Origin of the sequence: Shinella sp. 838, from assembly GCF_029623935.1 — a bacterium.
GTDB lineage: Bacteria > Pseudomonadota > Alphaproteobacteria > Rhizobiales > Rhizobiaceae > Shinella.
On the sequence record NZ_JARSBQ010000012.1, the window covers coordinates 25,551 to 47,085 of the forward strand.

Genomic DNA, 21,535 nt, shown 5'->3' on the forward strand with positions numbered 1-21,535 from the left:
TCTCCCTCTCCCACCGCTCAGCACCCGGCACAACACGGGCTGCGACCGGTGCGAGCTCAGGCCCATACCGTTGTTCCCTTCCAATTCCGCTGCGTTGGCTCCCAGCCGGGCCGAAGCAATGACCAATAGTGGTTTTTCTGCGCTAGTATAGTCGACCAGCTTCGTGTTACATCGCAGTCGGCGCAATCGCGCGCGACTGGAATGACAGGTCAGGAGGGACAATGTGCGGCGGTTTCTAATCGGCGGCAGGTCATTCGAAGAGGGTTCTCCGGAATTGCAGGGTGTCCTCCCGCAAGCCTATGAACAGAAGCTCCGGCCGCAGTGCCAGTGCAAGGACCCGCCGGTGCCGATGTATATTGCTCAGGTTGACGGCCAATACCTCGTCAAGCGGATGCCGCTGACCGGGCGGGATCACGAAGCCGGCTGCTCATCCTTTGAGCCGCCCTACGAGCTCTCCGGTCTCGGCCCACTGATCGGGAACGCGATCCAGATCGACGCGGCATCCGGATCGTCGCTCCTCAAGCTCGATTTTTCCCTGTCCAAACGCGGCAGCCGCTCAGGCGCCGCTCAGCCATCGCGACCGGCCGAGAGTGTGCGCAATGAAGCGAAGAAACTGTCGCTGCGCGCCCTGCTGCACTATCTTTGGGATACGGGCGAACTGACAGAGTGGACCGCGCTCTGGTGCGGAAAGCGCGGCTGGGGGCGTGTTCGCGCAAGCCTTGTCAATGCGGCTACCCAAATGAACGTTCGCGGTGCGCCGCTCAGCGACATCCTATTTGTCCCTGAGACGTACCACCCGGAGGACAAGGACGGGATCGCTGCTCGCCGTGCGGCGACACTTGCCGGCGCCAAAGCGTCGGGTTCGGGTCCGCGTAAACTCATGCTGGCGGTGGCGGAGGTGAAGGACTTCGACGCTACGAGAGACGGCCAGAAAATCCTGGTGCGCCACCTACCCTTCCCCTTCATGATCGAAGCCGGCACCTGGAGACGCCTGAACGCCAGGTTTGAAACAGAGCTCGAGCTCTGGCGCTCGAGCAAAGAGTTCCATCTCATCATGATCGCGACTTTCGGGATTTCGGGGGCGGGGATAGCCACGGTGGAGGAAATCGCGCTGATGGTGGTCAATGAGAACTGGATTCCGTTCGAGAGCGTCGAGGAACAACGCCTTTTGGAAAAGTTGTCCGGATGGCGGCGCAAGAGCGTGAAGGGCTTGCGCTTCGATCTAGCCGCAGATCAACCGATCGCATCTGTCACGCTGCCCCAAGAACGGTCGGGGCCGGTCGCGATGTATATCGTGCCGGCTGGGGCGAGCAACGATTATGAGGCAGCGCTTGCGGATCTGAAGGAATCGCGGCCGGAAATGATCCCATGGGTCTGGCGTGTCGCCGAGGGCGATATGCCGAGACTGCCGTAGCAGCGGAATCAGGGAATGGTTTCCAGGTCTGTCGACCGGAATTCGTCCGCCGTGGCAAGGATCGCGACGCCGTGGAACCTAGCGCACGCGTAGTGCAAGCAGTCGCCTAGGTTAAGGCCATGGCGTCCGCTGCGAAAACGATGGGCGGCAACAAGGGCAAGCCGCGTTGTCTCAGCCGCCGGCGGAAGGTCGCGGACCTCGATTCCCCGCTCCTCCAGGAACTCCTGCACAAGGTTTTCCACGGCCGGGATTGGAAGATTGAACTTGTCGGGTCGCGCCAGACCGAGAACAGTTTCAAGGATGGCGACGGGCGACGTGAAAGAAACTTTGGCTGACGCGATGACATCGGACACGCGGGCCGCTTCCGGTTCGTCCGACAAAAGCGCGATGATCGCGCAGGCATCGACGAACATCAGCCTTCGCTCCACATGGCGTCAAAGACATCACGAGAGAGCGGCTTTCGTGTCTCGTCGTTCATCGACACGCCATGCTTCTGCCGTAGCCGCGCCGCGGTTTCGAGCGGAGTTTCGGCATGGCGCCGCCGCTCAATCGCTTCGCGCATCGCGATGACGATTGCATCCGTAATGCCGACGCCGGCCATCTGCGCGAACCTGCGTGTAAGAGCATCCGCTTCCGGATTGTTGACGTTGATGGGCATGACCATCTCCATGTAGATAAATCTCAAATGTAATGTAGATGAGCGTTGCACTTTTTCCAAGGGCGCCGAGACAAATGTGTTTGCGATCCTGCCATTCGCGAAGCGCCTGACATCGGTTCGCATTGTCGAAGGCAGATCGTCGGCCCGCGGCGATCAGTGGACACCCTCCTCGACGATTGCGGGCGGGCGCTGGTCGACATGCACTTCCATGGCGCTCAGCCGCGTGCCGAAGATGCGCGGGCCGTTTAGCGACTCGAATACCGGATGCAACATCGGCCTGACGATCGCAAGCCGGCTGGCGACGTCTTCGATTTCGGTCGTGACATCGACGGTCTCGCCATACTCATCCGTACCTATGATCAGGAGATTGCCGGCGAGCGGCGACGGATAGCCGTGAAGCTGCGTCACGCAAGGCAGGGCCTCCTGTAGACCGTTGTCGTCGACGACAATGGCAAGAGTCTCATTGATCTGTACCATGTCGATGAGATCGCAGCCGATCAGGTTTCGGATAACGGCGAGCCGGTTTTCTTCGGGGATCGCCACGATGCGGATCGTCCCGATCAGCGGCTCCACGAGATACGCTTTGGTGGTCTTCATGAGATTTCTCCAAAATTTGTCAAAGGGACGTGTTGCAGGCTGAGCGCCCATCAGGTCGGGTCGGATGAGGCGTGGATCACGCAAGTCTCGACTTCTTAGCCGTAGCGAGGGGAAGGCCCGGCGGGTTGCCGGGCGATAGGGGTTGGTTGGAGGGGCTTCGCCCGCGCGATCAGGAAGCCTGTTCGAGCAGTTTCTTCGCCTTACCTTCCAGCTCGAGGCGGGTGTCCTGATTGGCTTTTCCTCGTGCCAGCGCCGTGATGCCCTGCACGAAGTCGAAAATTGACGAGGGCGGATGACCTTCTTCGCAAAGTACCGTCTCGATGATCTTGCCGGATTCAACCTTTGAGAAGCCGCGCTTGCGCAGGAAATCCGTGCGATCCTCGTCGTTTCGCGCAACGATCCGCTCGCGCGCAGCGCGGATGCCGGCCACGAAGGGCGCTGGCGAGGAATTGGCGAAGTTTTCGAGCGCCGGGGCTGCCTCATGGGCAAATCGTTCGGCGGCAAACTTTGAGTGCCGGATCGTCAGTTCCTGAAAGTTCTCAGAACCCCAAATGTTGCGGTTGGCACAAACAGCGCGCAGGTAAAAGCTCGCGATTCCAAGGGTTTTCGAGCCAACCTCGCTGTTCCAGGCATAAAAGCCGCGGAAATACAAATCGGGCTCACCGTTCGACAATCGCCCCGCTTCGATCGGGTGAGTGTCATCGACCAAAAACACGAAGACATCCCGGTCGGAGGCATAGAGCGTCGTCGTGTCTCTGGTGATGTCGACGAACGGGTTATGGGTCATACTGCCCCAATCCAAACGCCCCGGCACCTTCCAGAGCGTATCTCCGGTTCCGTTCCCGGCGATCTTCATGATCGCCGAGACGAGCGTGTGGTCCCAGATCCTGCCATACTCGGGTCCCGTCACCGCCCTCAGTTCGACACGACCGTCATCCATCTCCAGCGTCTTCACCAGTTCAGAGCGGTTGTTGAGGAGACCGTGCTGCAGGTTGATCGCGGCAAGCGGCGCGGGAAGCTGACGCATGTAGCTCGCGGGAGCGCCGACCAGGCTGCAAAGCTGGCCGTAGCTCCAATGGGTCGGCGCGATCGACTGCCGCCCGCCGGGAACGACCAGCTCCAGTCGCTCGGCATTGCTGCGCGTCGCCTCGACGCGGATCGCCGAGGTTTCCACTGTCCGGACACGCGCTCGCTCGGCCCTGGACTTGACGGCATTATGGAGTTCGGAAAGCGACAGGTATCGCTCGTCGTCGGGGCGCGAGAACCATTCGGACGAAACGCGTCCGATACGTTCACCGCGCGAGATATCGACCTTGAAGCCGGTGGAAACGGGGCGTGAATTCTGGGCAAGATTGTTCATGGCACTTTCTCCTGAAACGAGAGCCCGGCGGATCCGCATGGCGCGGAGCCCGGGCCGGTGGGTTGACAGTCGGAATTGCCGCTGCGGTGGAATGTGCTCTCTCTATCGCCATTGCGGCCGCTCCCCTCCCGGCCACTCTCTCCTCTCCACCGCCACTGCCGTGCCACCGCACGCCGCCGGGAATGCCGGATCTCGCGCGGGTGGGAACCGACCGAGCTCCACCGGGTCCTCCGGGCGAATGTCGAACTGTGGAAACGAACGGAGTAAGCTCTAGAGGTGGGGCGTTCGAGCAAAGACTGGTCTCTTCCAATCGACCTGTTCGCGGTCTATATTCTGGTCAAAGGAGACTCGGTCGATGAAGCTGTCGGAACAGGTAAAGCCTATGAGCTATCTCAAGGCGCATGCGCCCGAGATCATTCGCACGCTCGGTGATAGCCGGCAGCCGGTGATCATTACGGTGCATGGAGAGGCGAAGGCGGTGCTTCAGGACCTGGCGCAGTACGAAGAGACGCAGGAGACGCTGGCGCTGCTGAAGGTGCTGGCGCTTACAGGCAAGCAGGTGGAAGAAGGTAAGGTTCGGCCAGCTGCGGAAGCGTTCGCGCGCATTCGCAAGCGGATATCGGGAGAGCCGTCCTGATGTCTTTCCGGGTTCTCTTCGCCGAGGACGCGGAACAGGATATCGAGGATCTCTACCGCTTCATTGCCGCACGCGACGGCGTCAAAACGGCAGACCGCATTCTGAACGAAATCGAGACCGCCTGCCTCGGTCTGGATGCGTTTCCCGAACGGGGAAACCTTCCGAAGGAACTGGTTGCGGTCGGCATCTCCGACTATCGCGAACTGCACCATAAGCCGTGGCGGGTGATCTACCGTATCATGGGCGACGACGTGGTTGTCTATTGTGTCACCGATGGCCGTCGCGATATGCAATCCTTCCTGGAGAGGCGGCTTCTCAGGTGAACGCGGGATCGCTGGATTCGAGCTGCGGAGAGCAGCGCAAGAGCGCGTTCCACCCGTGCTAGACGTCCATCGATTGGATGCTCAAGAAGGGACGGCGCGAAAGGGCATCACCCGAAGCGCCGGCCAGATGCAGTAAAGGTATAGCCGTTGGCCGAAATCGCGGCGTCGACGGTGTCGTCCGACGTCAGATACTCGTATTCGCGTTCGAGTTGCCGGTAGAGCCAGCGAGCAAGGTCGCGGAAGCTCTCGATGACCGCCTCCTCCGCATCGATCGTCATCACCTGGTAGGACGGACTGTCCCTCTCGACTGAAATCATCATGCTACAGGCATGGTAGTAGTGGCCGCGATGGGTGGCATCGGCGCGGAGTTGATAGAAATTGCGCCGCTGAATTGCCTGGAGCACGTCGGCGATCCGATGCAGCTCGGCATCCTGCGGCGCGTATTCCCCGATCCGGCGTGGTGCCTGCTTGCCGTGGGAATACAAGGCTTCGAAGCATGCACCATCTCCCTGGCTCCAGAACCCACTGAACCAGATACAGGGATCCTGGCGGGAGCCGCCGCCCTGGAGACGGACCGTGCGGGTCTTGAGGCGGAGGCCGAGGATTTCGCAGATGCGCTCGAAATCTTCATAGACGAAACCGAACCAGTCGTAGTCGAAGCCGCCTTCGCGGTACCAGGCGCGGGCGCTGTCCTTCGCCGCGTCCGACAGCTCGTGGAACCGGTAGACGACAGGCTCGATGATCTCAGCCATCGCTCTCGCCTCCTATGATCGTCCCGGATAGGGTTTCAGGATCGGGTGCGCCGGCAAGGATCGCCTCCGCGCGGGCGACCGCGCACGACGCTCTTGCGACCCAGTCGGAGGCAGTTGGCCTGTCCGACCGGATGTCGGCGAGGATGATCTTCAGGACGCCAAGCAGGATTTCGAAATGCACCGCCTTGCGCTGAACCGTTTCCTTGAACTCAGGGCGAATTGTGATCGCCGGAGCGCGATAGGCGGCATCGGCGCCTTGCCAGATGCCGGTCACATGAGTCTCGCCTGCGGTTTCGTAGTCATGCCGGGCATCATCCCAATCGTTGTCCTCAATTGCCGCGCGACATGCGGCATCGCACGTCTCGGCGCTATAGGTGCGATGGCGGAAGACCGGCAGATGATAGGTGGTCTCAATCGTATAGTCGGGCATCGGAATGCTCCTTAAAAAAAGGCCCAGCTGGGGGGCCGGGCCTTGGATGAGATGGGGAGATCGGTTTACTCAGCGGCGTCGAGATGGCCGTAGCCGTCTTCTCGATCTGCGTCGTCGTCCCGATCGCAGGAATAGAAGTCTTCCGTCAGGAAGGCGGGGAGCGCGGCGCCAACCTCGGCGTCAGGAGTGACACCGGTGTTCTCGACCTTTGTGGAGACATCATCGCTGGTGACGTCTTCGGCAGCGCGGAGCGGCTGCGGTAGCCATCCGCTTCCGGCGATGAGCCGTTCGGCCTCGCGCGCCATATCGCTCTTCTTCAGATGGCCGATCAGCTGTGCCGACTGCTCGCCTTTCGCTTCCTGCACGGCTTGAAGAATATGGGCCTTGGTGACCCGGCCCAGGTAGTTGTCGGCTGTTGGCGTCCAGCCGGCTTCGACCATGTCGAAACCGATCGATCGTGCGACTTGGTCGGCATGAGCGAGCGCGCGGCTGCGCTTGTTCCAGGGTTCGATGACCGCATTCAACGACAGTGAGGCGCAATGAGCAAAGAGCGCCTGCCGGCTCGCGTCGTCGAGCCCGATCAGGAAGCCCCAAAGCGCGTCGGGATCCTTTGGGAGATCCTGACCCCATGCTTCCTGCCGCTGGTCAATCTCCTTGGCCCACACGGTATCACCAAGCCCCGGCGTCTGCGAGAATCGGGCGCTCTGCAGTGTCACCTCCAGGCATGTATCGGACCCGTAAAGATAGAAGGTCTTCAGCACGAAGGCGTGAAGCACCGCGATGAAGGCAATGACCGGATCATTGGCGAGCGCGTTGCGCAGCGCCACGGTGCGGGTTGCCGTCAAATCCAGCACCAGGCGTTCGGAGAGCGGCCGAAGCGAACCATCCTCCTCTTCGCTTTCGGCATTCATGGAGCCGACACCATGCGCCGCGTTACCGTCGGCAGAAACGGTCGGACGGCCGCCGGCGACATCATTATCACCTTCCGACGCGTCGCCGCCATCAACGTCTACCTTCGGCTCGTCCTCTGGGCGGACGAAACCTCGCTCGATCTTGAGCTCGCCGTTTGCACCGAGCGAGATGAATGCGCCGCCGCGCGCGACGTCGTCGCCGTCAAAGACGTAAGCGCGGTCGTTCAGCCGGTCGAGTTCGCCGCCAAGTTCCTCCAGTTTGCGCTCGGTGTCCTCACTATAGTCTTCGGCCTCGGCATACACCGCATCGAGCGCGTCGTACTCGGCTTTGACGGCATCGTAGCGCTCCAGCTCATCCGCGGTCATCTCCGGCTGCTCGCCGTAGAAACGGCGAAGTCCCGACGTGTGGCCGTAGGGGAAATCGAAGGCAGCTTCGATCCATTTCCAGCCTTCAGCGGACCTGATCGCCTCGGCGTCGGCATTGAGCTTCTCAATGACGAGCTGCTCGACAAGGGCCGGGTCCTGCAGCCAGCCGCCATTGTCCTCGTCGAAGAGGTCGCGCATGACCACACCGCCGGCAGCCTCATAGGCTTCGATACCGATATAGACGGCGCGGCGGTCGCTCGCCCGGATTGCCGTTTCGGTCAGAAGCCGGCGGATGTAATAGGGCTCACGGACGTGCTGGCGCGAGATCGTGTCCCAGACCTGTTCCTGGCGGACATGATCATTGGTGATCGAGAACGCCATGACCTGCTGCAGGGTCATCTCATCGCTAGCGTAGAGATCGAGGAGGCGCGGTGAGACCGCTGCAAGCCGCAACCTTTGCCGCACCGTCGCGACGGAGACGAAGAAGCGCGCGGCGATGTCGTCTTCATCCTGACCCTGTTCCCTCAAAGTCTGGAAGGCCCGGAACTGGTCGAGCGGGTGGAGGTCGACCCGATGCACGTTTTCGGCAAGGGAATCCTCGACCTCCGGCGTTGCCGCCTGGCTGACAATGCAGGGGACACCGGCGGTTTTCGCGAGCCGTTTCTGGGAGACGAGTCGCTCGAGGGCCCGGTAGCGGCGACCGCCGGCCGGAACCCGGTAGAAACCGGTCTCGTTGCCATCGGCGTCGAGCTCCGCCCTGACATTGAGGCTGGCGAGCAAGCCGCGCCGCGCGATGTCTTCGGCAAGGTCCTCGATTGAAACGCCGGCCTTGATGCGGCGAACGTTGTTCTGGCTGAGCACCAGCTTGTTGAAGGGAATATCGCGGGCCGCGCTAAGGGTAATTTTCTGGATGGCCTGGGCCATGTCGGTTCTCCATGACGGGCCGGCCGGAGCCTCTCTCCGACCACCTTAACCCGTCACGAATCCCCCTTCCCCCCTCCCGCTCTCCTCCTCCCCGCCAACTCCGGCCGGCATGCCAAGCGGCCGGTAAGCCACGATTACAAGTTGATCGCGCGGCGCCTTCGCTTTAAGCCTACGGCACCCCCGGTCACCCGAGCCGACATCGGCCGCCCCTTCCCCGGCATCTTTGATGAGGTCGCCCGTGATAAAATCCGAACTCGTTTCCCTGGTTGCCGCTCGCAATCCCCATCTCTATCACGCTGACGCCGAGAAGATCGTCGATGCCGTCCTCGAAGAGATCGCCGCGACGCTCGCCGACGGCGGTCGTGTGGAACTGCGCGGCTTCGGCGTCTTCTCCGTGCGTAATCGACCGTCACGGTCAGCGAGAAACCCGCGGACGGGGGGCGCGGTTTCTGTCGCGGAAAAATGGGTGCCCTTTTTCCGCACGAGCCGCGAATTGAATGGCCGGCTAGACCAGGCCGGGGAAACAGATTCACGGACTGCCGCGGCAATCAAGGCTATCTTGCGATCATGATCAGGGTGGAGAACTCCCGCTGCAGCGACGCAAAAAGCGGCAGCGGCTCCTTGGCGGCAGCCGCGGTCACCGTTGCGGGGCTGCGGACCAATGCCGGGGAGATTTGCATGTCCTATGAGTGGGACCCGCTCCGGGCGCGTCGCGCCCGAATGATCAGGATTGCTACGGTAGTGGTCTTGATCGTCAGCGCGGTGAGCGTTCCTGTGGCTGCACTGCTGACGGCAACGGCCAGATGAGCCGCCGAGCGCCACCGCATGAGGCCAACTCCTCATCGGGCGGGCAGGGGTTCGCTCCAGTGCTTTATCAGATCATCTGGATCCACTTATTGGTCCAATGCCTGCAAAACGCGGCGTAGACTCGTTAGGTTCTTTGAATAACGATCGATTTGGAGACCTCTTGCCTCAGATTTTTGGGGGCGAGGCCTGAAGACTGGCAAGCCTACAATCCAATCTTCTGAGCAGAAGCGGAAACGCCCGGACTGGCGGGCACCGAGGGAGTCCAGGGCTATTTCCAAATTACCCCGGCCTTGTCGCCATTCGGGCCGCCACGTCGGGAGCCGGAACCCTCAAACTTCGCGGCTGAATGGAAAGAACTGCTGGTACGAATGTGTCCGAAGTAGAAAGACGCGGCCGGTTCTGAGCCGCGAAAATGGCCCTGCCTCGGCTGAGAATGCCAAAGTGCATTTTGTCTGCGTTCGTAGAGCCGATCGAATTCACAGTGTTGAGCCTACCGATCATGCGCTGTCGATGCCATCTGCCGAAGATTGGGGCCATTCGGTCTGACCTTGATTTTCAGGTAGCATTTTGCTACCTATATGATCATGCAGGAGATGAACATGGCTCAATCGGTCAAACTTGCAGACGACATAATGGCGCTCATCCGTCGGGAAGCCGATCTTCAGAGTAGGTCTGTTGCCGGTCAGATAACGCATTGGGTAAAAATCGGGCGAGCAATCGAGCATTCCGGGACCTTCGATTATAGCCGGATCAAGCTGGCACTCGAGGGCCGGCTCGATACGACCGAACTCCAGGAGGATGAAGAAGCCGCCTGGCTCGATGCGTTCACGACCAAGATGGCTGAACCGACGACGGCTGAACAAGAGTTCTTTGCTCAACGCAGAATGTTGGGTCGCGGCGTTGGTCTCGATGCAGGTGGCAACCTCATCTATGCAAAGGATGACGCAGCCGCATGAGACCCAGCCTTGTCCTGCTTGCCGGACCAAATGGCGCCGGCAAGTCGACACTCTACCAGACCCGCGTTGCTCCAGGCTTCGCGGGTCCTTTTATCAATGCCGACATCATCCAGCGCGAGGAGCTCAAGGACAGCTCGATGGAAGCGGCCTATAAAGCTGCCGAGATTGCGCGCGACCGCCGGGCGGAGATGCTTGAGGCAGGCAAGAGTTTTGTGACCGAGACCGTCTTCTCTCACTCATCGAAACTGGAAATTATCGAAACCGCACGGACGCATGGCTACATCGTCATTGTCATGCATGTCGGTGTCGACAGTCCCGATCTCTCGGTGGCGCGGGTCAAGGGCCGCGCCGACGAAGGGGGCCATGATGTCCCGGAAGAAAAGATTCGAGCACGCTACGATCGTGGGCAGCCGCTGATCCGGCAAGCCGTCCTCCGTGCCGACCGGGGCATGGTCTTCGACAATTCGAAGCTCAACGATCCGCCTCGGCAGATTCTGGTCTTTGAAAGGGGCCGCCTGCTGCAGGCAGCTCCCTATCTGCCGGGATGGGTACTTTCGGTCTATGCCGACGACCTTATCATCTGACCCGCATCACTTGATCGGCGCGGGAGGCCGCCAGCCGGTAGTGAAGCGTTTACCCCGCCCCGCTATTCGCGCTAGCGACTGCTGATGGCGTTTGCGTCAGGATCAGCGGGCCGAAAATAGATTTCCGTCACTCGAAACTTCCCGTCGACGCGCCTGCATTGCACAACGACATCGATGGCGATTTTGAGCATCTCGCGGATGTCTTGGCGCTCTAGATCCTTGCCGCCGTCCGATTCCTTCACGAGCAGCGTCAACTGTTCGAAGGCTAGTTCCGCCGAATCCGCATGAACCGTGGTGATCGAGCCGGGGTGGCCGGAATTGACATTGCGGATGTAGTAGAAGGCCGTTCCGTCACGCAGCTCCTGAAGCAGGATGCGGTCGGGCCGCATGCGCAGGCAGGATTCGAGCAATTCCTTCGCGGAGACTTTTGCAAGACCCTGCCCGCCCTTGGAATAGAACAGACGCACGTTGTTGGGCTGCGGGATGACGAGCTCGGGCGTGTCCTCAATCGAGATGATGCGCTCGTGATCCGGAATATGCCGGATCAGCGCCTTTGAAAGCGTCGTCTTGCCCGAGCCCGTGGCGCCGGAGATGATGATATTCTTTCGCGCAAGCACGGCCTCCTGAAGGAAGGCCCTGTGGGCGCCGGTTCGGTGGAGTTCCAAGAGTCGGTGGTCGGAGGATCCTGCGTCGCGGCTTGCCGGGGCGACGTCGGCGAATAGCCCGCCGTTCTCCAGGTCCTCTAGGCTGAGCGACACGGAAGACGGCTTGCGGATCGTGATGCTGACGGTCTCCTTGGCGGTTGCTGGCGGAATAACGATCTGGATGCGTTCGTCATCGGGCAACGTAGCCGACAGGATCGGCCGGGTTTCGTCAATCGATTGATGGGAGAAGCTGGCCACGGCCCGGGCAAGGCGCATCAACTTTTGGAACGAAAGGGCCGGCAGGTCATGGGTCCGCCACCCACCGACACCTTCCGTCAGGACTTGCCCGGGCCGATTGACGATCACTTCGTAAAGTGTGTCGTCAGCCAAGAAGTTTGCAAAGGGAACAAGCAGCTCCCGCACGACACCGGCGTCTGGGCCTTCAGTCATGAGAGGGCCTATTTGGTCACGAGCTCGGAATCCGGCAAGAAATCCCCGAGTACGGCGCGGTCATAGATGCGATTGCGCGGCTCGGTGACGCGTAGGCGATAGACGCTCGAGAAGTCGAGGTCACGCGCCACGAAGATCGACACCAGTTCGCCCTGATGCTTCATGAGCGTCGGCGGAATGTTGATCGACTGCTCGACCGCGATGGCCGCCGCCTGGTTTCCTGCATTTGTGGTGTTCTGCGCATCGACATTGCTGTCCTGCAGCCGGCTGTTGGCATAGGAGGTCGCGTCGCCGACGATGGAGAGCAGAATGGCGCTGCCGAACCGTTCCCACCAATGGGTATCGACATAGCCATCCATACCGGCGCGCCCGAGCGCATCGGTTGCCGGCGACGCGAGCGTGACGATCACGCCTTTCGGGGTCTTGGCGCGGTTCCAAAGGACAAACAGGCGTTTTTGTCCGCGCTGCAGGCCGCCGCGATATTCGCCTACCACCTGCGTTCCCTTTTCCATCAACACGACGCGGCCATTATCGGAGAGGACATCCCGATTGATGACGCAACTGGTGAAGCCCGGCTGGTCGGAGGCGAGCGCGGTTTCGAGCACGCAAGGGATGGAGGTTCCCATTGCAACGATGAAGTCCCGGTTACCGAGCGTGCCGGCGCGCGACCCCTGCAACTGGGTGGGGGTCATCAGGCGGTTGAAGCGCTGATCTTCGTTTTCGGCTTGTGTGTTGATGCCCGCTGGATTGACACCCAGCGGCAGATAGTTCGACGTGGCGTCGGCCGACTTGTCGTCTGTCTGGCGATGCGTCGATGGCGATTTGCCGCCAAAAGCGATCACCGGCGCGCGACGTGCGGCGTCGAGCAGCTTATCGTCCTCCGACGGGGCCGCCTCGGTGACGACCGGCGTCGGCAATTTGACTTCGGTCGGCGTGACGACCGGTTCGGCTTTTTCCTTCGCCGGCTCGAAGTCCGATGTCTGGCGGATGACAACGCGCTCGGGCTGTGCGCCGTCACCGTCCTTGTTTTCTCCGCGCATCGACCAGAGCGCGAAGGTGACGAAGACGACGATCGCAAGCGCGACCGCGCCGCGTTTGAGCACCGGATTGTTGTCGAGCCTGCGGCCGGTGGTCGTTTCGGCGCGCTCGCCCGGGATCCGGTTCGGTTCTTCCTCGGCCATTGGACCTCCCTATCCTTATTCGCCCGTCGGCGTCTTCATGACGCGTTCGACGGACGGCGATGTCGTGTTGGTCTCGGGATTGATACCGACGCGGTCGTAGGCTTCGTTGAAGACGCAGAGCACGTCCCCTCCCCGGCGCAGGATGAACTTGCGGCTGATCGCATGGACGAGCACAAGGTTGCCCGAGACCGATTTCGGTACGAGGCTTTCTGTGCCGTCGGAATTTTCCATGTAAATCGCCGGCATTTCCTGGTTTCCGACGAAAGCGAAGGTGGTGACCTTGCCGTTGTCATAGACTGCTTGCGGCTCGAGTGCTTGCGATCCTTCAGCCGAATAGCGCCAGTTGCGCGGACCGTAGGCTTCGTGAAGGCCAAGCACCCGATCGGCCTGCGCCGACTGCGCGGCCTGAGCCCGGGCTTCCGCCTCCAGCCGCCGTCTCTCCGCTTCATCGGCCGGGTAGCGATATTTCACATAAAAGTAAGTGTTCTGGCCGGCGGCGACCGAGCCGTCGCGCACGGTCAGTTCCATCTGGTAACTGCGGGTCGACCCGTCGCGGCGCGTGGTCACGACCGAGATGTTGGTGACCGGCTGGTTCTCCCGTGGCTTCAGGAAGAGAATGTTTCCGGCCGGTGCCACCTCCCAGGCGACGGAGTTGCCGAGTGCGACATGGGCGATTTCCTCGTCGGCGGCAAACTCGATCTGCACCGAGGATCTCAGCGTGCCAACGATCTTCGTGATGTTATAGGGCTGGTAGTTGACGAAGCGGATACGATTGTCCTGAATCGCGCCGCGCGGAACCTCGAGTGCGAGGGCTGAGGATGCGAGACTTCCGGCCAGCAGAAGGGAAATGAGGTAATGCGGTCTCAATTGATGGTCTCCGGATCGGCGCGATAGTCACTGACGACGAACCCCAGAGGATTGACCAGGCGGTCGGTGGAGGACATCGGGGCGTTGGCATAGGAGAAGGTGAGCGTTGCCACCCAATGGGTGGTCTTCACCTCCTCGCCGCGCGTGACTGTACGCATGTAGCGGACCGAGACGACGTTGGCGTTGATCAGCGAAATCGACACGATATTGATGCGTGCGGTCGCGCCGCGGCCATAGACGTTCTGGGGCGAATCCGGGTTGCTGCCGCGATAGAGTGCGGCAAATCGGGTCTGCTCGGCCTGGGTCGACAGGAGTGCCACGTTGCGGAAATTCTCTTCCGCCTCGCTCCAAACATAACCTTCGCGAGCCCGCACATATTTGGCCGCGAAGTACTTAGTCACGGCCTCATCATAGGTGCCGGCGGTCGCGGTGAGCGCCGAGACGACATCAACAATGCCGGTCGAATTGTCGACCCGGACGACGAAGGGCTCGACGGTCTTGAGCGGCGTCAGCGCCGCGATCGCAAAGACGGATGCGGCGGCGAGTACGCCGGCGGCGATCGCAACAGACCAGGCGATGCGCGCAGATCGCTCGACCTGAAGGAGGCGGTCCTGATCGAAGCGGCGGGCCTTATCGAAATAGCTCTTGAGACTGTCCGTGGTCACCATGTCATTCCTCCCCGCAGTTTCGGTAGGAGCCGGCGATGTCGAACTGTTCGAAGGCGGCAGGCGCGGCCTGGTTCTGCACTTCGGCATAGGGCGTTGCAGCGGAGGTCGGTTGTCTGGTGGGGCTCTTGTCCTCCCACTGCCACATTGCGCGGTTCAGCGGACGGCGGGCATAGCCGTCACACTTGGGAAGCGGGTAGGAGATCGAGGCGCAGCTCGCCAAACCGGTAAGGAGAAAGAGCGATAAAATCGTGCGGATCATGCGGAATTACCTTGAGGAGTTTACCGGGCGGCCGTCATTCGGCCGCGCGTTCTGTCGTGCGTCGGCTCAGCGATCGCGCGCCGCGCCCGACCGCGCCGGCGGCCCGGGAGGCGGCCCAGGCAAGCGTGCTTTCGTGCGCATCGCGTGCCGCCCCGTATCCGTAGGTGAGCGAGGCGCCGCCGGCTGCAAGCGCCGAGGCGATGCCGGGCAATTGATAAAAGACGTAGAGCGCGGCGAGGCAGATGGCGCAAAGCGCGATTGGCCGCATCAGCACGTCGCTATAGCCTTCGATGGCGGTAAAGGTTGTATCGATGCAGGTGATCAGCAGCGACCCGATTGCCACGACAAGGACCTGAAGGATGACGAAATTGGCGAGCTGGCCGATCCAGGATTCGGTGAAACGGCGTGTTGCTTGAAACATGGCCAGCGCGATGAAGATTGGACCGATCGCCAGTACGATTGCGAGCGCCAGCCGCGCATAGAGCGAGACGATATATCCGATCGCCGCGACGATGAAGCTTGCGCCGATCACCATCATGCCGCCGATCCCGGTAACGATATCGACCGGCCAGGAAGCCCGGGACCAGATCTCGTAGGCGCAGCGCTGACCCTTGTCGAGCAGGCTATCAAAGGTCGAGGCGCTCGGCGCCGTACCGCTGTTCAGCGCCTGGGAGATTTCTTTCGGAAGCGTCTCAAAGAAGATGTTGGTGACATAGGTCTGGTACTCGCTGGCATTCCTGACCAGCATGACGATGATGGCAAGCTTGATAGCCCGGAAAGCAAATTCGAGAACGGGTTCCTGCACCGAGCCGCGTAGCACCAGATAGCCGTAGAGTACGACGTAGAGCGTGAGTGCCGCCGTCAGCGGTCCGCTGACCCAATTGGCAATATTCGACGTGCCGGAAGAAATGAAGTTTTCGAGCGGCGCCTTGAATTGCGCATCGACGAAGCTGAAGACCTGGTACATGCATCAGCCTCCAAGCGATTGGCGCATCCGCTCCAGACGCAGCTTGCCGTCGGCGCTTTCGGCATTTTGGCAATTGGGCGTGCTGCCGAGTTCACCGGGATTGTTGCGGCATTCGCCGAGGATCTTCGCCAGAAGGGGCTCGTCGGCGAGAAGTTCATCGACGGTATGGACCTTTTGCGTTTCACCGGAGCATGAAGCGAGCACGCCCAGCATAATGAGTGGGAGAACGCGCTTCATGGCAGGGCCGCTCCCATAGCGTCCATGCGCTTTCGCCAATCCTCCGCTTTGCGCTGGTCGTCGACCTCACCTTGCGCGCTCTGGATCATCTGGAGCCCCTGCATACGAAGAACGTCGGTCTGCAAGTACGCCGACTCCGCCTGCAAGCGCGCCTGCAGGTCGGCAATGTCCTTGGCATCGGCTGCACTGGAGATCTTCTGGCGAAGCTGGTCGATGCCGTCGATGCGCTTGGTCGCAGCATCATAGATTTGTTCGCCGAGGCTCATCTGCCCGGCGTTCTGATTTTGCACGCGGCTCAGTTCCTGGGCATAGAAATCTTCAGCGTCGGTCCGGTATGTGGAGTTACTGTCGAGGAACTTCGTGGCCGAACTCTCGAAGACGCCGGTGCCTTGGCCGTTAAACAGGCTCTCGACCGTCTTGAAGTCAGGGGGCAACGCCCTTCTGATCGCGGGTTCGTTCAGTAGGGTCGCGACATCGGCCATGTCGGTGATCTTGTTCAGCGAGCCATAGAGTTGCTGGGCCTGCTCGATCTGCTGATTGAGCGCATCGAGCTGGGATTTCAGCTGGGCAATGCCTTCGATCTGCTTGGCGATCGCCGTCTGGTCGATCACCGGTATGCCTTGGGCTGAGAGGTGATTGGCGGGGAGGATCAAAGCCAGGATCGTTGTGATCGCGGCGGTTTGGCGCATACCCATTAGAGCGCTCTCCTTCTTTGCTGGAATACGGCGAGCCATTCGCCGTGGTCGTCGCCAAGCTCGGCGCGGACGGCGTCGGCAAGCTCCACGTTGGCGGTTCGCCCCGACAGGATCGCAAGTTCGTCGTCAAAGCCATTGAGGTTCAGCTCTGCAACCACGCTGTTATGGCCCTGCTTGACGATGAAGCGACGGCTTTCGACTGAGAGTTCGCGTGCAACCAGTTCGAATTCCCGCCCGGTCAGCTTGAAGCCGTCGACATAGTCGCCTTGGTCGCCGCGCGGATTGGGAAGGAAAATCTGTGTCGGGCACTGCTCAATGATCGTATGCGCGATCGGCGAGGCGATCGCGTCGCGTGGGCTTTGAGTGGCAAACAGCATCAGTCCGTTCTGCTTGCGGATGGTTTTGAGCTTGTTCTGGGCGAGCTCGCGAAAACCCTCGTCCTTTAGCGCCTTCCAGAACTCGTCGATGACGATGATGATGCGGCGACCGTCTATCAGTTGCTCGATGCGGTAGAAGAGATAGGCCATAAGAGGCATGCGGATCTCCTCGTTGTCGAGGAAATCGGTCATGTCGTAGCCGATGAACTTCGCGCCAATGCCAATGTCGTCGAGCTCATTGTCGAACACCCAGCCGAGCGGCCCTCCCCTCTCCCAGCGCCTGAGCCGCGACGCGATACCCTCGGGATCGGTATTGTTGAGAAATGTCCGAAGCGCGCCGATCGAGCGGCGCTCAACGGGAAGGTCGGCGAGACCATCCACGGCCGAGGCGATGTCTCGCAGTTCTGAGACGGTCAGCTCCCGCGTCGCGGACCCGACAAGCTTACCCACCCATTGCGCCAGGAACACCTTATTGGCCGCGTTGAGGTCGAGTGCCTTTAAGGGCGCGCAGCCGGTGGGAACGCCATTCCTGAGCGGCAGGTAATTGCCGCCGGCGGCGCGAACGAAAAGATCGGCGCCACGATCCTTGTCGAAAAACACCATATACGGGTCGTGCTTTTCGAGTTGCGAGAGCATGAAATTGAGAAGCACGGTCTTGCCGGCGCCCGATGGGCCGCAGACGAAGGTGTTGCCGAGATCGCCATGATGGAAGTTGAAGTAAAACGGCGAGCCCGACGCGGTCTTCAGCATGGCGACGGCAGAACCCCATTCATTGCCGTCCTTCTGTCCCGTCGGGTAGGAGTGATAGGGCGAGAGAGCTGCGAAGTTCTTCGAGGTAATGGCGCCGGAGCGCGCCCGAAAGCGAGTATTGCCCGGCAGTTGCGCCCACCAGGCCGCTTCCAGTCCGAGATCCTCACGGGCGACCACCGCGCCGCCATTGGTCAGATGGGCGCGGGCCTTGGCCATATTGTCGGTCAGCTCCCTGACCGAGGGCGCGAAGACCGACAGCGTCAGATGGTGCTCGCCAAGAACGAAGCGGTTGGATTCCAGATCATCCATCGCTTCACTGAGCTCGCCGATCTGCGAGGCGGCCTTGTCGCCGGCGCTGACCATCTGGTTTTGCTTGCGCCCCATGATCATGCGCGCGTCGGCTTTTGAGGCGAAGGCGAAGGACTGCGTCAAGATGAGCTCGAAGGGCGCGGTCAGGATGCCGTCGAGCATGCCGGAACGCGTCGAAGCGGGATATTCCTTGAAGCCGAACATGCCGGCATAGCGGTTCATCGCCTCGTGGCGGATCTCGGCGGTTTCGCGGCCGAAGATCACGCGGTCGGAGTAGATCGCCGAGGATATCTGGCCCTCGGTCAGCGGGACAGGCTCGCGTCGTCCGCCGACAAGCTGGTGCAGCACTTCGCTCGGTTCGGAAAACAGGATGCCGTCTTTCTCATAGAGGCCAAGGGATCTCGGCTCAAAGCGCTTGAGGCCGGCGACCACATCCGTCACTTTGTCGCGAAGGTGTTTGAGCGCGGTTTCGTCCACCTCCCCGCCCCTGCGGCGGGCGCTGCGCAATCGCTTTACGAAGCTTGCGGCTTTTTCGGCCGGATCGCGATCGGGATGCCAGATCAGGCTGACATAGAGGTCATTGCGAAACAGATCCTCCCGGACCATGCGCTCGCGGTATTTCGCGTTGAGCTCCGCGGAAAACGGATTTGTGAATTCACCATCGGGATAGGCGTCGTCGCGCCGACGGATGACATGCGTCCAGAGCGCCAGCCGCTCGTCGGCAATGTTGCGGTAAAGCGTATTGAGATCGCGGTGCAGCCCGTTGAGATCGAGAATGTCGGCCGTTTCGAAGGACACACCCTCGAGCACCAGCATCACCATCATCGCTCTCGAGGAGAGCGCGAGGGTCGTCTCGTCCACATGGCGGACATAGGGAATGAAGGTTTCCGGCCCGAGTTCACGGGCGCGAAGCGTCACAAGACTAGGCAAGGCTCAGGTCCCTCTCGTCATAGCGTCTGCGAAGTCTCAACGGAGAGAGGCTTGCGCCGCCCCAATAGGCGGCATTGCGCGAGCGGCCGCGGGTTTCGAGCCAGGCGACAACTAGCCGGAACATGTTGTGGTCGTGTTTGACCAGCGCCCGGAATATGAAATGAAAAACGACGCCGACCAGTGCATAGGCGATCGATCCCGCGGTGATGTAGAGGATGGTCGTCAGCATAATGTTGAAACCCATCGCCTCCATGGTCACGCCGGCAATCATGGCCGGTCGGGTGCAGGCCAAGAACAGCGTGTCTTCTTCCAATGTCGGGGCGCTCGCCACGGGTCAGCTTCCAACGATGGTGTTGACGAGTTCGGTGGCGCCAAAAATGCCGCCGATACCGATGATCCAGAAGCCGGCCCGCCTCAGATCCATGTAGCCGAACATCCAGGCGATGCAGATGATGATCACCGCGATGACGGCGAGCAGCTTGGCGATATTGCCGGTGAGCATGTCGACAATGTTCTGGAGCACGGTCTCGATGCCGGCCGATTGCGCGAAGGCTGGCTCGACTAGCAATGCGACGAGGGCTACGGCCATCAGGGTCGATGCGGCGAAAGGACGAAGAGTGTCTCTGGAAATCATTCGGTTGGCTCCGGTCGGCGGTTTTGAAAAACGAGGACCGAAGACTGCCGCCGGGTGCTGAACACATCCCACGGCATTGCTTCGGCGGTTCGAGACGATTGTACGGATTGCTTCTGCGCGTCCTCGACGTCGCGCTGTTGGTCGAGATCCGCCGGTTCGGGTGCGCTCGAAACGGTCAGTGAGGACAGCTCCGGCAACAGACGCTTGGCTTCCTCGCGCACCCGCACATCATATCCGGCCATGGCGTCAGTCGAGGGATCGCCGCGTCCATAATAGGACTGCAGCATCACTGCCTCCGCTCTTGCTGGTTCAGCCCCGGCGCCGGCGGCGAGCCGGTAATAGCCGTCGAGCAGAGCGCCTGTGGCCTTGAGGTTGAGGCAAGGATCGAAGGCGTCCAAGACGGAGAGGCCGAGCTTCTGGAGTTCGGCGGTTGAAATGCCGCCAAGCCCGAGCTGAATCTGCTGGTGCTCAGCCATCAGCGACGTCGCAAGTTCGATCGCCTCGGCTTTCGACGTCGGCTGCACTGTCAGCGGGTCACCGTTTCTGAGGCGGATATGGTAGGGCTGAAACCGGCTCTCGAGGCTGACGACGGCCGCGAGCGTTTCGACCTGCACGAGCGGCGCGCAGGTCTGGGCCAGATCGACGAATGCCCCCATGGTTAGTACCAGACCCGATGGGTGCCGGAGCCGTCGATGGTGACATCGACATAACGCGGCTGCGATCGAACATTCGGGCGCGTGATGGAATAGGCCATGCACTTGAAATGACCGTTCACGCGCTCCCATCGCGGAGAAAGAATCGAGCCGGTAGAGCTTCCGTCTCGATCGGAATCGAAACGGCATAGCGTCCGGCTCACTTCGCTGAGCGACTTCGAAATACAGGTGGCTTCCTGGCCGCGCGGCTCATAGCGGCCGACGAGCTTGTAGCCGTCGTCGCAGTAATAGGGTTCATATCCGGGCTTTGAGCTGTGGAAGCCGGCGCCGCTGCAGGTCGGGAAGGAATGGCCCCGAGCGAGATGCCGCCAAAGCTTTTCGACCGGCGGGCGGCACTCGGCGAATTGCGTGGGGCCGCCCGGACTGGAAAGGCATAAAATTACCTGGCATCCCCAATCGTCGGCCCGCGTATGACTAGCGGAAGCAAGATAGAGTGATACTATGCAGCAAATGGGGAACAGCAAATTGAGCACAGGTTTTTTCATGCACAGGCCCTTCCAGGACGACAGGCTGCGATCGCCGATAAAGCGAATCGTGCCCGATGCAGCAAAACTTATAATGACGCATTTAAACCACTAAACAAAACATGACAAGAGCGATCAAGACACATTGGCACAACGCCTTGTTCAACGGACTCGTCCTACAGGAGATCCTGGATCATCCGCTGGAGGACGAAACGCCGACCGCGCGGCTCAAGGAAATCGGCATGATGTCGGTGCTTTATTCGATGAGCCAGGCCCATCAGCCGCTGACCTTGACCAATATTTCCGAGCTTTTGCAACTGACACGCAGCGGCGCGAAGGAAACCGTCAATCTTCTTGTAAAAAGGGGTCTTCTGACGGAGACGATCATTAAGAACTCCATGGGGCGCGGAATTGCGCGGCAGTTCGAGATATCGAAGACACTCTTCGAAAAGCTTGGCGCACCCGATGGTGATTGAACATGGCCGCATACTGGCGCTTTAACGCCAATAACAAAATGACAAACGGCGATTTTTGAACCAAGCAACGAAACACCCAGGCTGCCCTTGCCGGCAACGCCTGTCCTTCCCGGAGAATCGGTCGCAGGATGGCGCAAATTATTCACTAAACGAACGAGGAGCACTTCAAGACCGAGCTTGCCCATCCCGAACTGA

General features: G+C 60.8%; 27 protein-coding genes. 7 read left to right on the forward strand and 20 right to left on the reverse strand.

Features of this window, described 5'->3' with window-relative positions; genetic code table 11:
- The first annotated feature begins 223 nt into the window (after positions 1-223).
- Positions 224-1,414 carry a DUF1173 domain-containing protein gene (locus P9A16_RS26880; protein WP_278026057.1) on the forward strand — a complete coding sequence of 397 codons (1,191 nt, stop codon included), beginning with the start codon at positions 224-226 and terminating at the stop codon, positions 1,412-1,414.
- A gap of 8 nt (positions 1,415-1,422) precedes the next feature.
- Here P9A16_RS26880 and P9A16_RS26885 read toward each other — a convergent pair whose 3' ends face one another.
- From P9A16_RS26885 to P9A16_RS26900, 4 genes are all read right to left on the reverse strand, one after another.
- Positions 1,423-1,827, reverse strand: coding sequence for a type II toxin-antitoxin system VapC family toxin (locus tag P9A16_RS26885; RefSeq protein ID WP_278026058.1), 405 nt, complete (start codon positions 1,825-1,827; stop codon positions 1,423-1,425).
- On the reverse strand, positions 1,827-2,072 hold the full coding sequence (locus tag P9A16_RS26890; RefSeq protein ID WP_278026059.1) for a type II toxin-antitoxin system VapB family antitoxin: 246 nt from the start codon (positions 2,070-2,072) through the stop codon (positions 1,827-1,829). Before P9A16_RS26890 ends, P9A16_RS26885 begins: the two co-directional genes overlap by 1 nt.
- Positions 2,073-2,225: 153 nt before the next feature.
- Positions 2,226-2,669 (reverse strand): DUF3846 domain-containing protein, encoded by a 444-nt coding sequence (locus P9A16_RS26895; RefSeq protein WP_278026060.1) that lies wholly within the window; start codon positions 2,667-2,669, stop codon positions 2,226-2,228.
- 169 nt (positions 2,670-2,838) lie between these two features.
- On the reverse strand, positions 2,839-4,029 hold the full coding sequence (locus tag P9A16_RS26900) for a DUF932 domain-containing protein (protein WP_278026061.1): 1,191 nt from the start codon (positions 4,027-4,029) through the stop codon (positions 2,839-2,841).
- A gap of 355 nt (positions 4,030-4,384) precedes the next feature.
- On the opposite strand from P9A16_RS26900, the gene P9A16_RS26905 reads away from it, so the two are divergent.
- Positions 4,385-4,666 carry a type II toxin-antitoxin system Phd/YefM family antitoxin gene (locus P9A16_RS26905; RefSeq protein ID WP_278026062.1) on the forward strand — a complete coding sequence of 94 codons (282 nt, stop codon included), beginning with the start codon at positions 4,385-4,387 and terminating at the stop codon, positions 4,664-4,666.
- Positions 4,666-4,989, forward strand: coding sequence for a type II toxin-antitoxin system RelE/ParE family toxin (locus tag P9A16_RS26910; protein WP_278026063.1), 324 nt, complete (start codon positions 4,666-4,668; stop codon positions 4,987-4,989). Before P9A16_RS26905 ends, P9A16_RS26910 begins: the two co-directional genes overlap by 1 nt.
- Positions 4,990-5,096: 107 nt before the next feature.
- Here the strand turns inward: P9A16_RS26910 and P9A16_RS26915 are convergent, their stop codons facing one another.
- The 3 genes from P9A16_RS26915 to P9A16_RS26925 form a co-directional block, all read right to left on the reverse strand.
- Positions 5,097-5,741: an antitoxin of toxin-antitoxin stability system gene (locus tag P9A16_RS26915; RefSeq protein WP_278026064.1), complete on the reverse strand. Its 645-nt coding sequence runs from the start codon at positions 5,739-5,741 to the stop codon at positions 5,097-5,099.
- Positions 5,734-6,171 carry a hypothetical protein gene (locus P9A16_RS26920; RefSeq protein ID WP_278026065.1) on the reverse strand — a complete coding sequence of 146 codons (438 nt, stop codon included), beginning with the start codon at positions 6,169-6,171 and terminating at the stop codon, positions 5,734-5,736. Before P9A16_RS26920 ends, P9A16_RS26915 begins: the two co-directional genes overlap by 8 nt.
- Positions 6,172-6,236: 65 nt before the next feature.
- Complete coding sequence (locus P9A16_RS26925; protein ID WP_278026066.1) at positions 6,237-8,372, reverse strand: ParB/RepB/Spo0J family partition protein; 2,136 nt, start codon at positions 8,370-8,372, stop codon at positions 6,237-6,239.
- A gap of 238 nt (positions 8,373-8,610) precedes the next feature.
- On the opposite strand from P9A16_RS26925, the gene P9A16_RS26930 reads away from it, so the two are divergent.
- The 3 genes from P9A16_RS26930 to P9A16_RS26940 all read left to right on the forward strand — a co-directional run bounded on the left by P9A16_RS26930 (position 8,611) and on the right by P9A16_RS26940 (position 10,719).
- The gene (locus P9A16_RS26930; RefSeq protein ID WP_278026067.1) at positions 8,611-8,943 is read left to right on the forward strand and encodes an integration host factor subunit beta; all 333 of its coding nucleotides are present in this window, start codon (positions 8,611-8,613) and stop codon (positions 8,941-8,943) included.
- 835 nt (positions 8,944-9,778) lie between these two features.
- Entirely contained in the window at positions 9,779-10,135 is a 357-nt protein-coding gene (locus tag P9A16_RS26935) for a TA system antitoxin ParD family protein (protein ID WP_278026068.1), read from the forward strand.
- Positions 10,132-10,719, forward strand: a complete 588-nt coding sequence (locus P9A16_RS26940; RefSeq protein ID WP_278026069.1) for a zeta toxin family protein — start codon at positions 10,132-10,134, stop codon at positions 10,717-10,719. Before P9A16_RS26935 ends, P9A16_RS26940 begins: the two co-directional genes overlap by 4 nt.
- 71 nt (positions 10,720-10,790) lie before the next feature.
- Here the strand turns inward: P9A16_RS26940 and virB11 are convergent, their stop codons facing one another.
- From virB11 to P9A16_RS27005, 13 genes are read right to left on the reverse strand one after another with little or no spacing between them, the layout of a single operon-like run.
- A complete protein-coding gene (gene virB11 / locus P9A16_RS26945; protein ID WP_278026070.1) occupies positions 10,791-11,813 on the reverse strand; it encodes a P-type DNA transfer ATPase VirB11 in 1,023 nt (340 codons plus the stop codon).
- Positions 11,814-11,821: 8 nt separating this feature from the next.
- Entirely contained in the window at positions 11,822-12,994 is a 1,173-nt protein-coding gene (gene virB10, locus P9A16_RS26950) for a type IV secretion system protein VirB10 (protein WP_278026071.1), read from the reverse strand.
- Positions 12,995-13,009: 15 nt separating this feature from the next.
- Positions 13,010-13,861, reverse strand: coding sequence for a P-type conjugative transfer protein VirB9 (gene virB9, locus P9A16_RS26955; protein WP_278026072.1), 852 nt, complete (start codon positions 13,859-13,861; stop codon positions 13,010-13,012).
- Positions 13,858-14,529 carry a virB8 family protein gene (locus P9A16_RS26960; RefSeq protein ID WP_278026073.1) on the reverse strand — a complete coding sequence of 224 codons (672 nt, stop codon included), beginning with the start codon at positions 14,527-14,529 and terminating at the stop codon, positions 13,858-13,860. The genes virB9 and P9A16_RS26960 overlap by 4 nt, the downstream gene beginning before the upstream one ends.
- A 1-nt stretch (position 14,530) precedes the next feature.
- Positions 14,531-14,788 carry a hypothetical protein gene (locus P9A16_RS26965; protein ID WP_278026074.1) on the reverse strand — a complete coding sequence of 86 codons (258 nt, stop codon included), beginning with the start codon at positions 14,786-14,788 and terminating at the stop codon, positions 14,531-14,533.
- A 34-nt stretch (positions 14,789-14,822) separates the two neighbouring features.
- Complete coding sequence (locus P9A16_RS26970) at positions 14,823-15,755, reverse strand: type IV secretion system protein (RefSeq protein WP_278026075.1); 933 nt, start codon at positions 15,753-15,755, stop codon at positions 14,823-14,825.
- Positions 15,756-15,758: 3 nt separating this feature from the next.
- The gene (locus tag P9A16_RS26975) at positions 15,759-15,992 is read right to left on the reverse strand and encodes an EexN family lipoprotein (RefSeq protein ID WP_278026076.1); all 234 of its coding nucleotides are present in this window, start codon (positions 15,990-15,992) and stop codon (positions 15,759-15,761) included.
- The gene (gene virB5 / locus P9A16_RS26980; protein WP_278026242.1) at positions 15,989-16,681 is read right to left on the reverse strand and encodes a P-type DNA transfer protein VirB5; all 693 of its coding nucleotides are present in this window, start codon (positions 16,679-16,681) and stop codon (positions 15,989-15,991) included. Before virB5 ends, P9A16_RS26975 begins: the two co-directional genes overlap by 4 nt.
- Positions 16,682-16,686: 5 nt before the next feature.
- Positions 16,687-19,053 carry a VirB4 family type IV secretion/conjugal transfer ATPase gene (locus P9A16_RS26985; protein ID WP_278026077.1) on the reverse strand — a complete coding sequence of 789 codons (2,367 nt, stop codon included), beginning with the start codon at positions 19,051-19,053 and terminating at the stop codon, positions 16,687-16,689.
- Complete coding sequence (locus tag P9A16_RS26990; protein ID WP_278026078.1) at positions 19,046-19,384, reverse strand: type IV secretion system protein VirB3; 339 nt, start codon at positions 19,382-19,384, stop codon at positions 19,046-19,048. Before P9A16_RS26990 ends, P9A16_RS26985 begins: the two co-directional genes overlap by 8 nt.
- A gap of 3 nt (positions 19,385-19,387) precedes the next feature.
- Positions 19,388-19,687 (reverse strand): TrbC/VirB2 family protein, encoded by a 300-nt coding sequence (locus tag P9A16_RS26995; protein ID WP_278026079.1) that lies wholly within the window; start codon positions 19,685-19,687, stop codon positions 19,388-19,390.
- The gene (locus P9A16_RS27000) at positions 19,684-20,343 is read right to left on the reverse strand and encodes a lytic transglycosylase domain-containing protein (RefSeq protein WP_278026080.1); all 660 of its coding nucleotides are present in this window, start codon (positions 20,341-20,343) and stop codon (positions 19,684-19,686) included. Before P9A16_RS27000 ends, P9A16_RS26995 begins: the two co-directional genes overlap by 4 nt.
- Before the next feature lie 2 nt (positions 20,344-20,345).
- Positions 20,346-20,885, reverse strand: coding sequence for a hypothetical protein (locus P9A16_RS27005; RefSeq protein ID WP_278026081.1), 540 nt, complete (start codon positions 20,883-20,885; stop codon positions 20,346-20,348).
- Positions 20,886-20,986: 101 nt separating this feature from the next.
- On the opposite strand from P9A16_RS27005, the gene P9A16_RS27010 reads away from it, so the two are divergent.
- Positions 20,987-21,340, forward strand: coding sequence for a MarR family transcriptional regulator (locus P9A16_RS27010; RefSeq protein ID WP_069460909.1), 354 nt, complete (start codon positions 20,987-20,989; stop codon positions 21,338-21,340).
- Positions 21,341-21,535 lie beyond the last annotated feature (195 nt).

Bases quoted from the DNA above. Each gene is read 5' to 3' on its own strand.
- P9A16_RS26885 (WP_278026058.1), bottom strand. From the start codon at position 1,827: ATGTTCGTCGATGCCTGCGCGATCATCGCGCTTTTGTCGGACGAACCG.
- P9A16_RS26890 (WP_278026059.1), bottom strand. From the start codon at position 2,072: ATGCCCATCAACGTCAACAATCCGGAAGCGGATGCTCTTACACGCAGG.
- P9A16_RS26895 (WP_278026060.1), bottom strand. From the start codon at position 2,669: ATGAAGACCACCAAAGCGTATCTCGTGGAGCCGCTGATCGGGACGATC.
- P9A16_RS26900 (WP_278026061.1), bottom strand. From the start codon at position 4,029: ATGAACAATCTTGCCCAGAATTCACGCCCCGTTTCCACCGGCTTCAAG.
- P9A16_RS26905 (WP_278026062.1), top strand. From the start codon at position 4,385: ATGAAGCTGTCGGAACAGGTAAAGCCTATGAGCTATCTCAAGGCGCAT.
- P9A16_RS26910 (WP_278026063.1), top strand. From the start codon at position 4,666: ATGTCTTTCCGGGTTCTCTTCGCCGAGGACGCGGAACAGGATATCGAG.
- P9A16_RS26915 (WP_278026064.1), bottom strand. From the start codon at position 5,741: ATGGCTGAGATCATCGAGCCTGTCGTCTACCGGTTCCACGAGCTGTCG.
- P9A16_RS26920 (WP_278026065.1), bottom strand. From the start codon at position 6,171: ATGCCCGACTATACGATTGAGACCACCTATCATCTGCCGGTCTTCCGC.
- P9A16_RS26925 (WP_278026066.1), bottom strand. From the start codon at position 8,372: ATGGCCCAGGCCATCCAGAAAATTACCCTTAGCGCGGCCCGCGATATT.
- P9A16_RS26935 (WP_278026068.1), top strand. From the start codon at position 9,779: ATGGCTCAATCGGTCAAACTTGCAGACGACATAATGGCGCTCATCCGT.
- P9A16_RS26940 (WP_278026069.1), top strand. From the start codon at position 10,132: ATGAGACCCAGCCTTGTCCTGCTTGCCGGACCAAATGGCGCCGGCAAG.
- virB11 (WP_278026070.1), bottom strand. From the start codon at position 11,813: ATGACTGAAGGCCCAGACGCCGGTGTCGTGCGGGAGCTGCTTGTTCCC.
- virB10 (WP_278026071.1), bottom strand. From the start codon at position 12,994: ATGGCCGAGGAAGAACCGAACCGGATCCCGGGCGAGCGCGCCGAAACG.
- P9A16_RS26960 (WP_278026073.1), bottom strand. From the start codon at position 14,529: ATGGTGACCACGGACAGTCTCAAGAGCTATTTCGATAAGGCCCGCCGC.
- P9A16_RS26965 (WP_278026074.1), bottom strand. From the start codon at position 14,788: ATGATCCGCACGATTTTATCGCTCTTTCTCCTTACCGGTTTGGCGAGC.
- P9A16_RS26970 (WP_278026075.1), bottom strand. From the start codon at position 15,755: ATGTACCAGGTCTTCAGCTTCGTCGATGCGCAATTCAAGGCGCCGCTC.
- P9A16_RS26975 (WP_278026076.1), bottom strand. From the start codon at position 15,992: ATGAAGCGCGTTCTCCCACTCATTATGCTGGGCGTGCTCGCTTCATGC.
- virB5 (WP_278026242.1), bottom strand. From the start codon at position 16,681: ATGCGCCAAACCGCCGCGATCACAACGATCCTGGCTTTGATCCTCCCC.
- P9A16_RS26995 (WP_278026079.1), bottom strand. From the start codon at position 19,687: ATGATTTCCAGAGACACTCTTCGTCCTTTCGCCGCATCGACCCTGATG.
- P9A16_RS27000 (WP_278026080.1), bottom strand. From the start codon at position 20,343: ATGGGGGCATTCGTCGATCTGGCCCAGACCTGCGCGCCGCTCGTGCAG.
- P9A16_RS27005 (WP_278026081.1), bottom strand. From the start codon at position 20,885: ATGAAAAAACCTGTGCTCAATTTGCTGTTCCCCATTTGCTGCATAGTA.
- P9A16_RS27010 (WP_069460909.1), top strand. From the start codon at position 20,987: ATGACAAGAGCGATCAAGACACATTGGCACAACGCCTTGTTCAACGGA.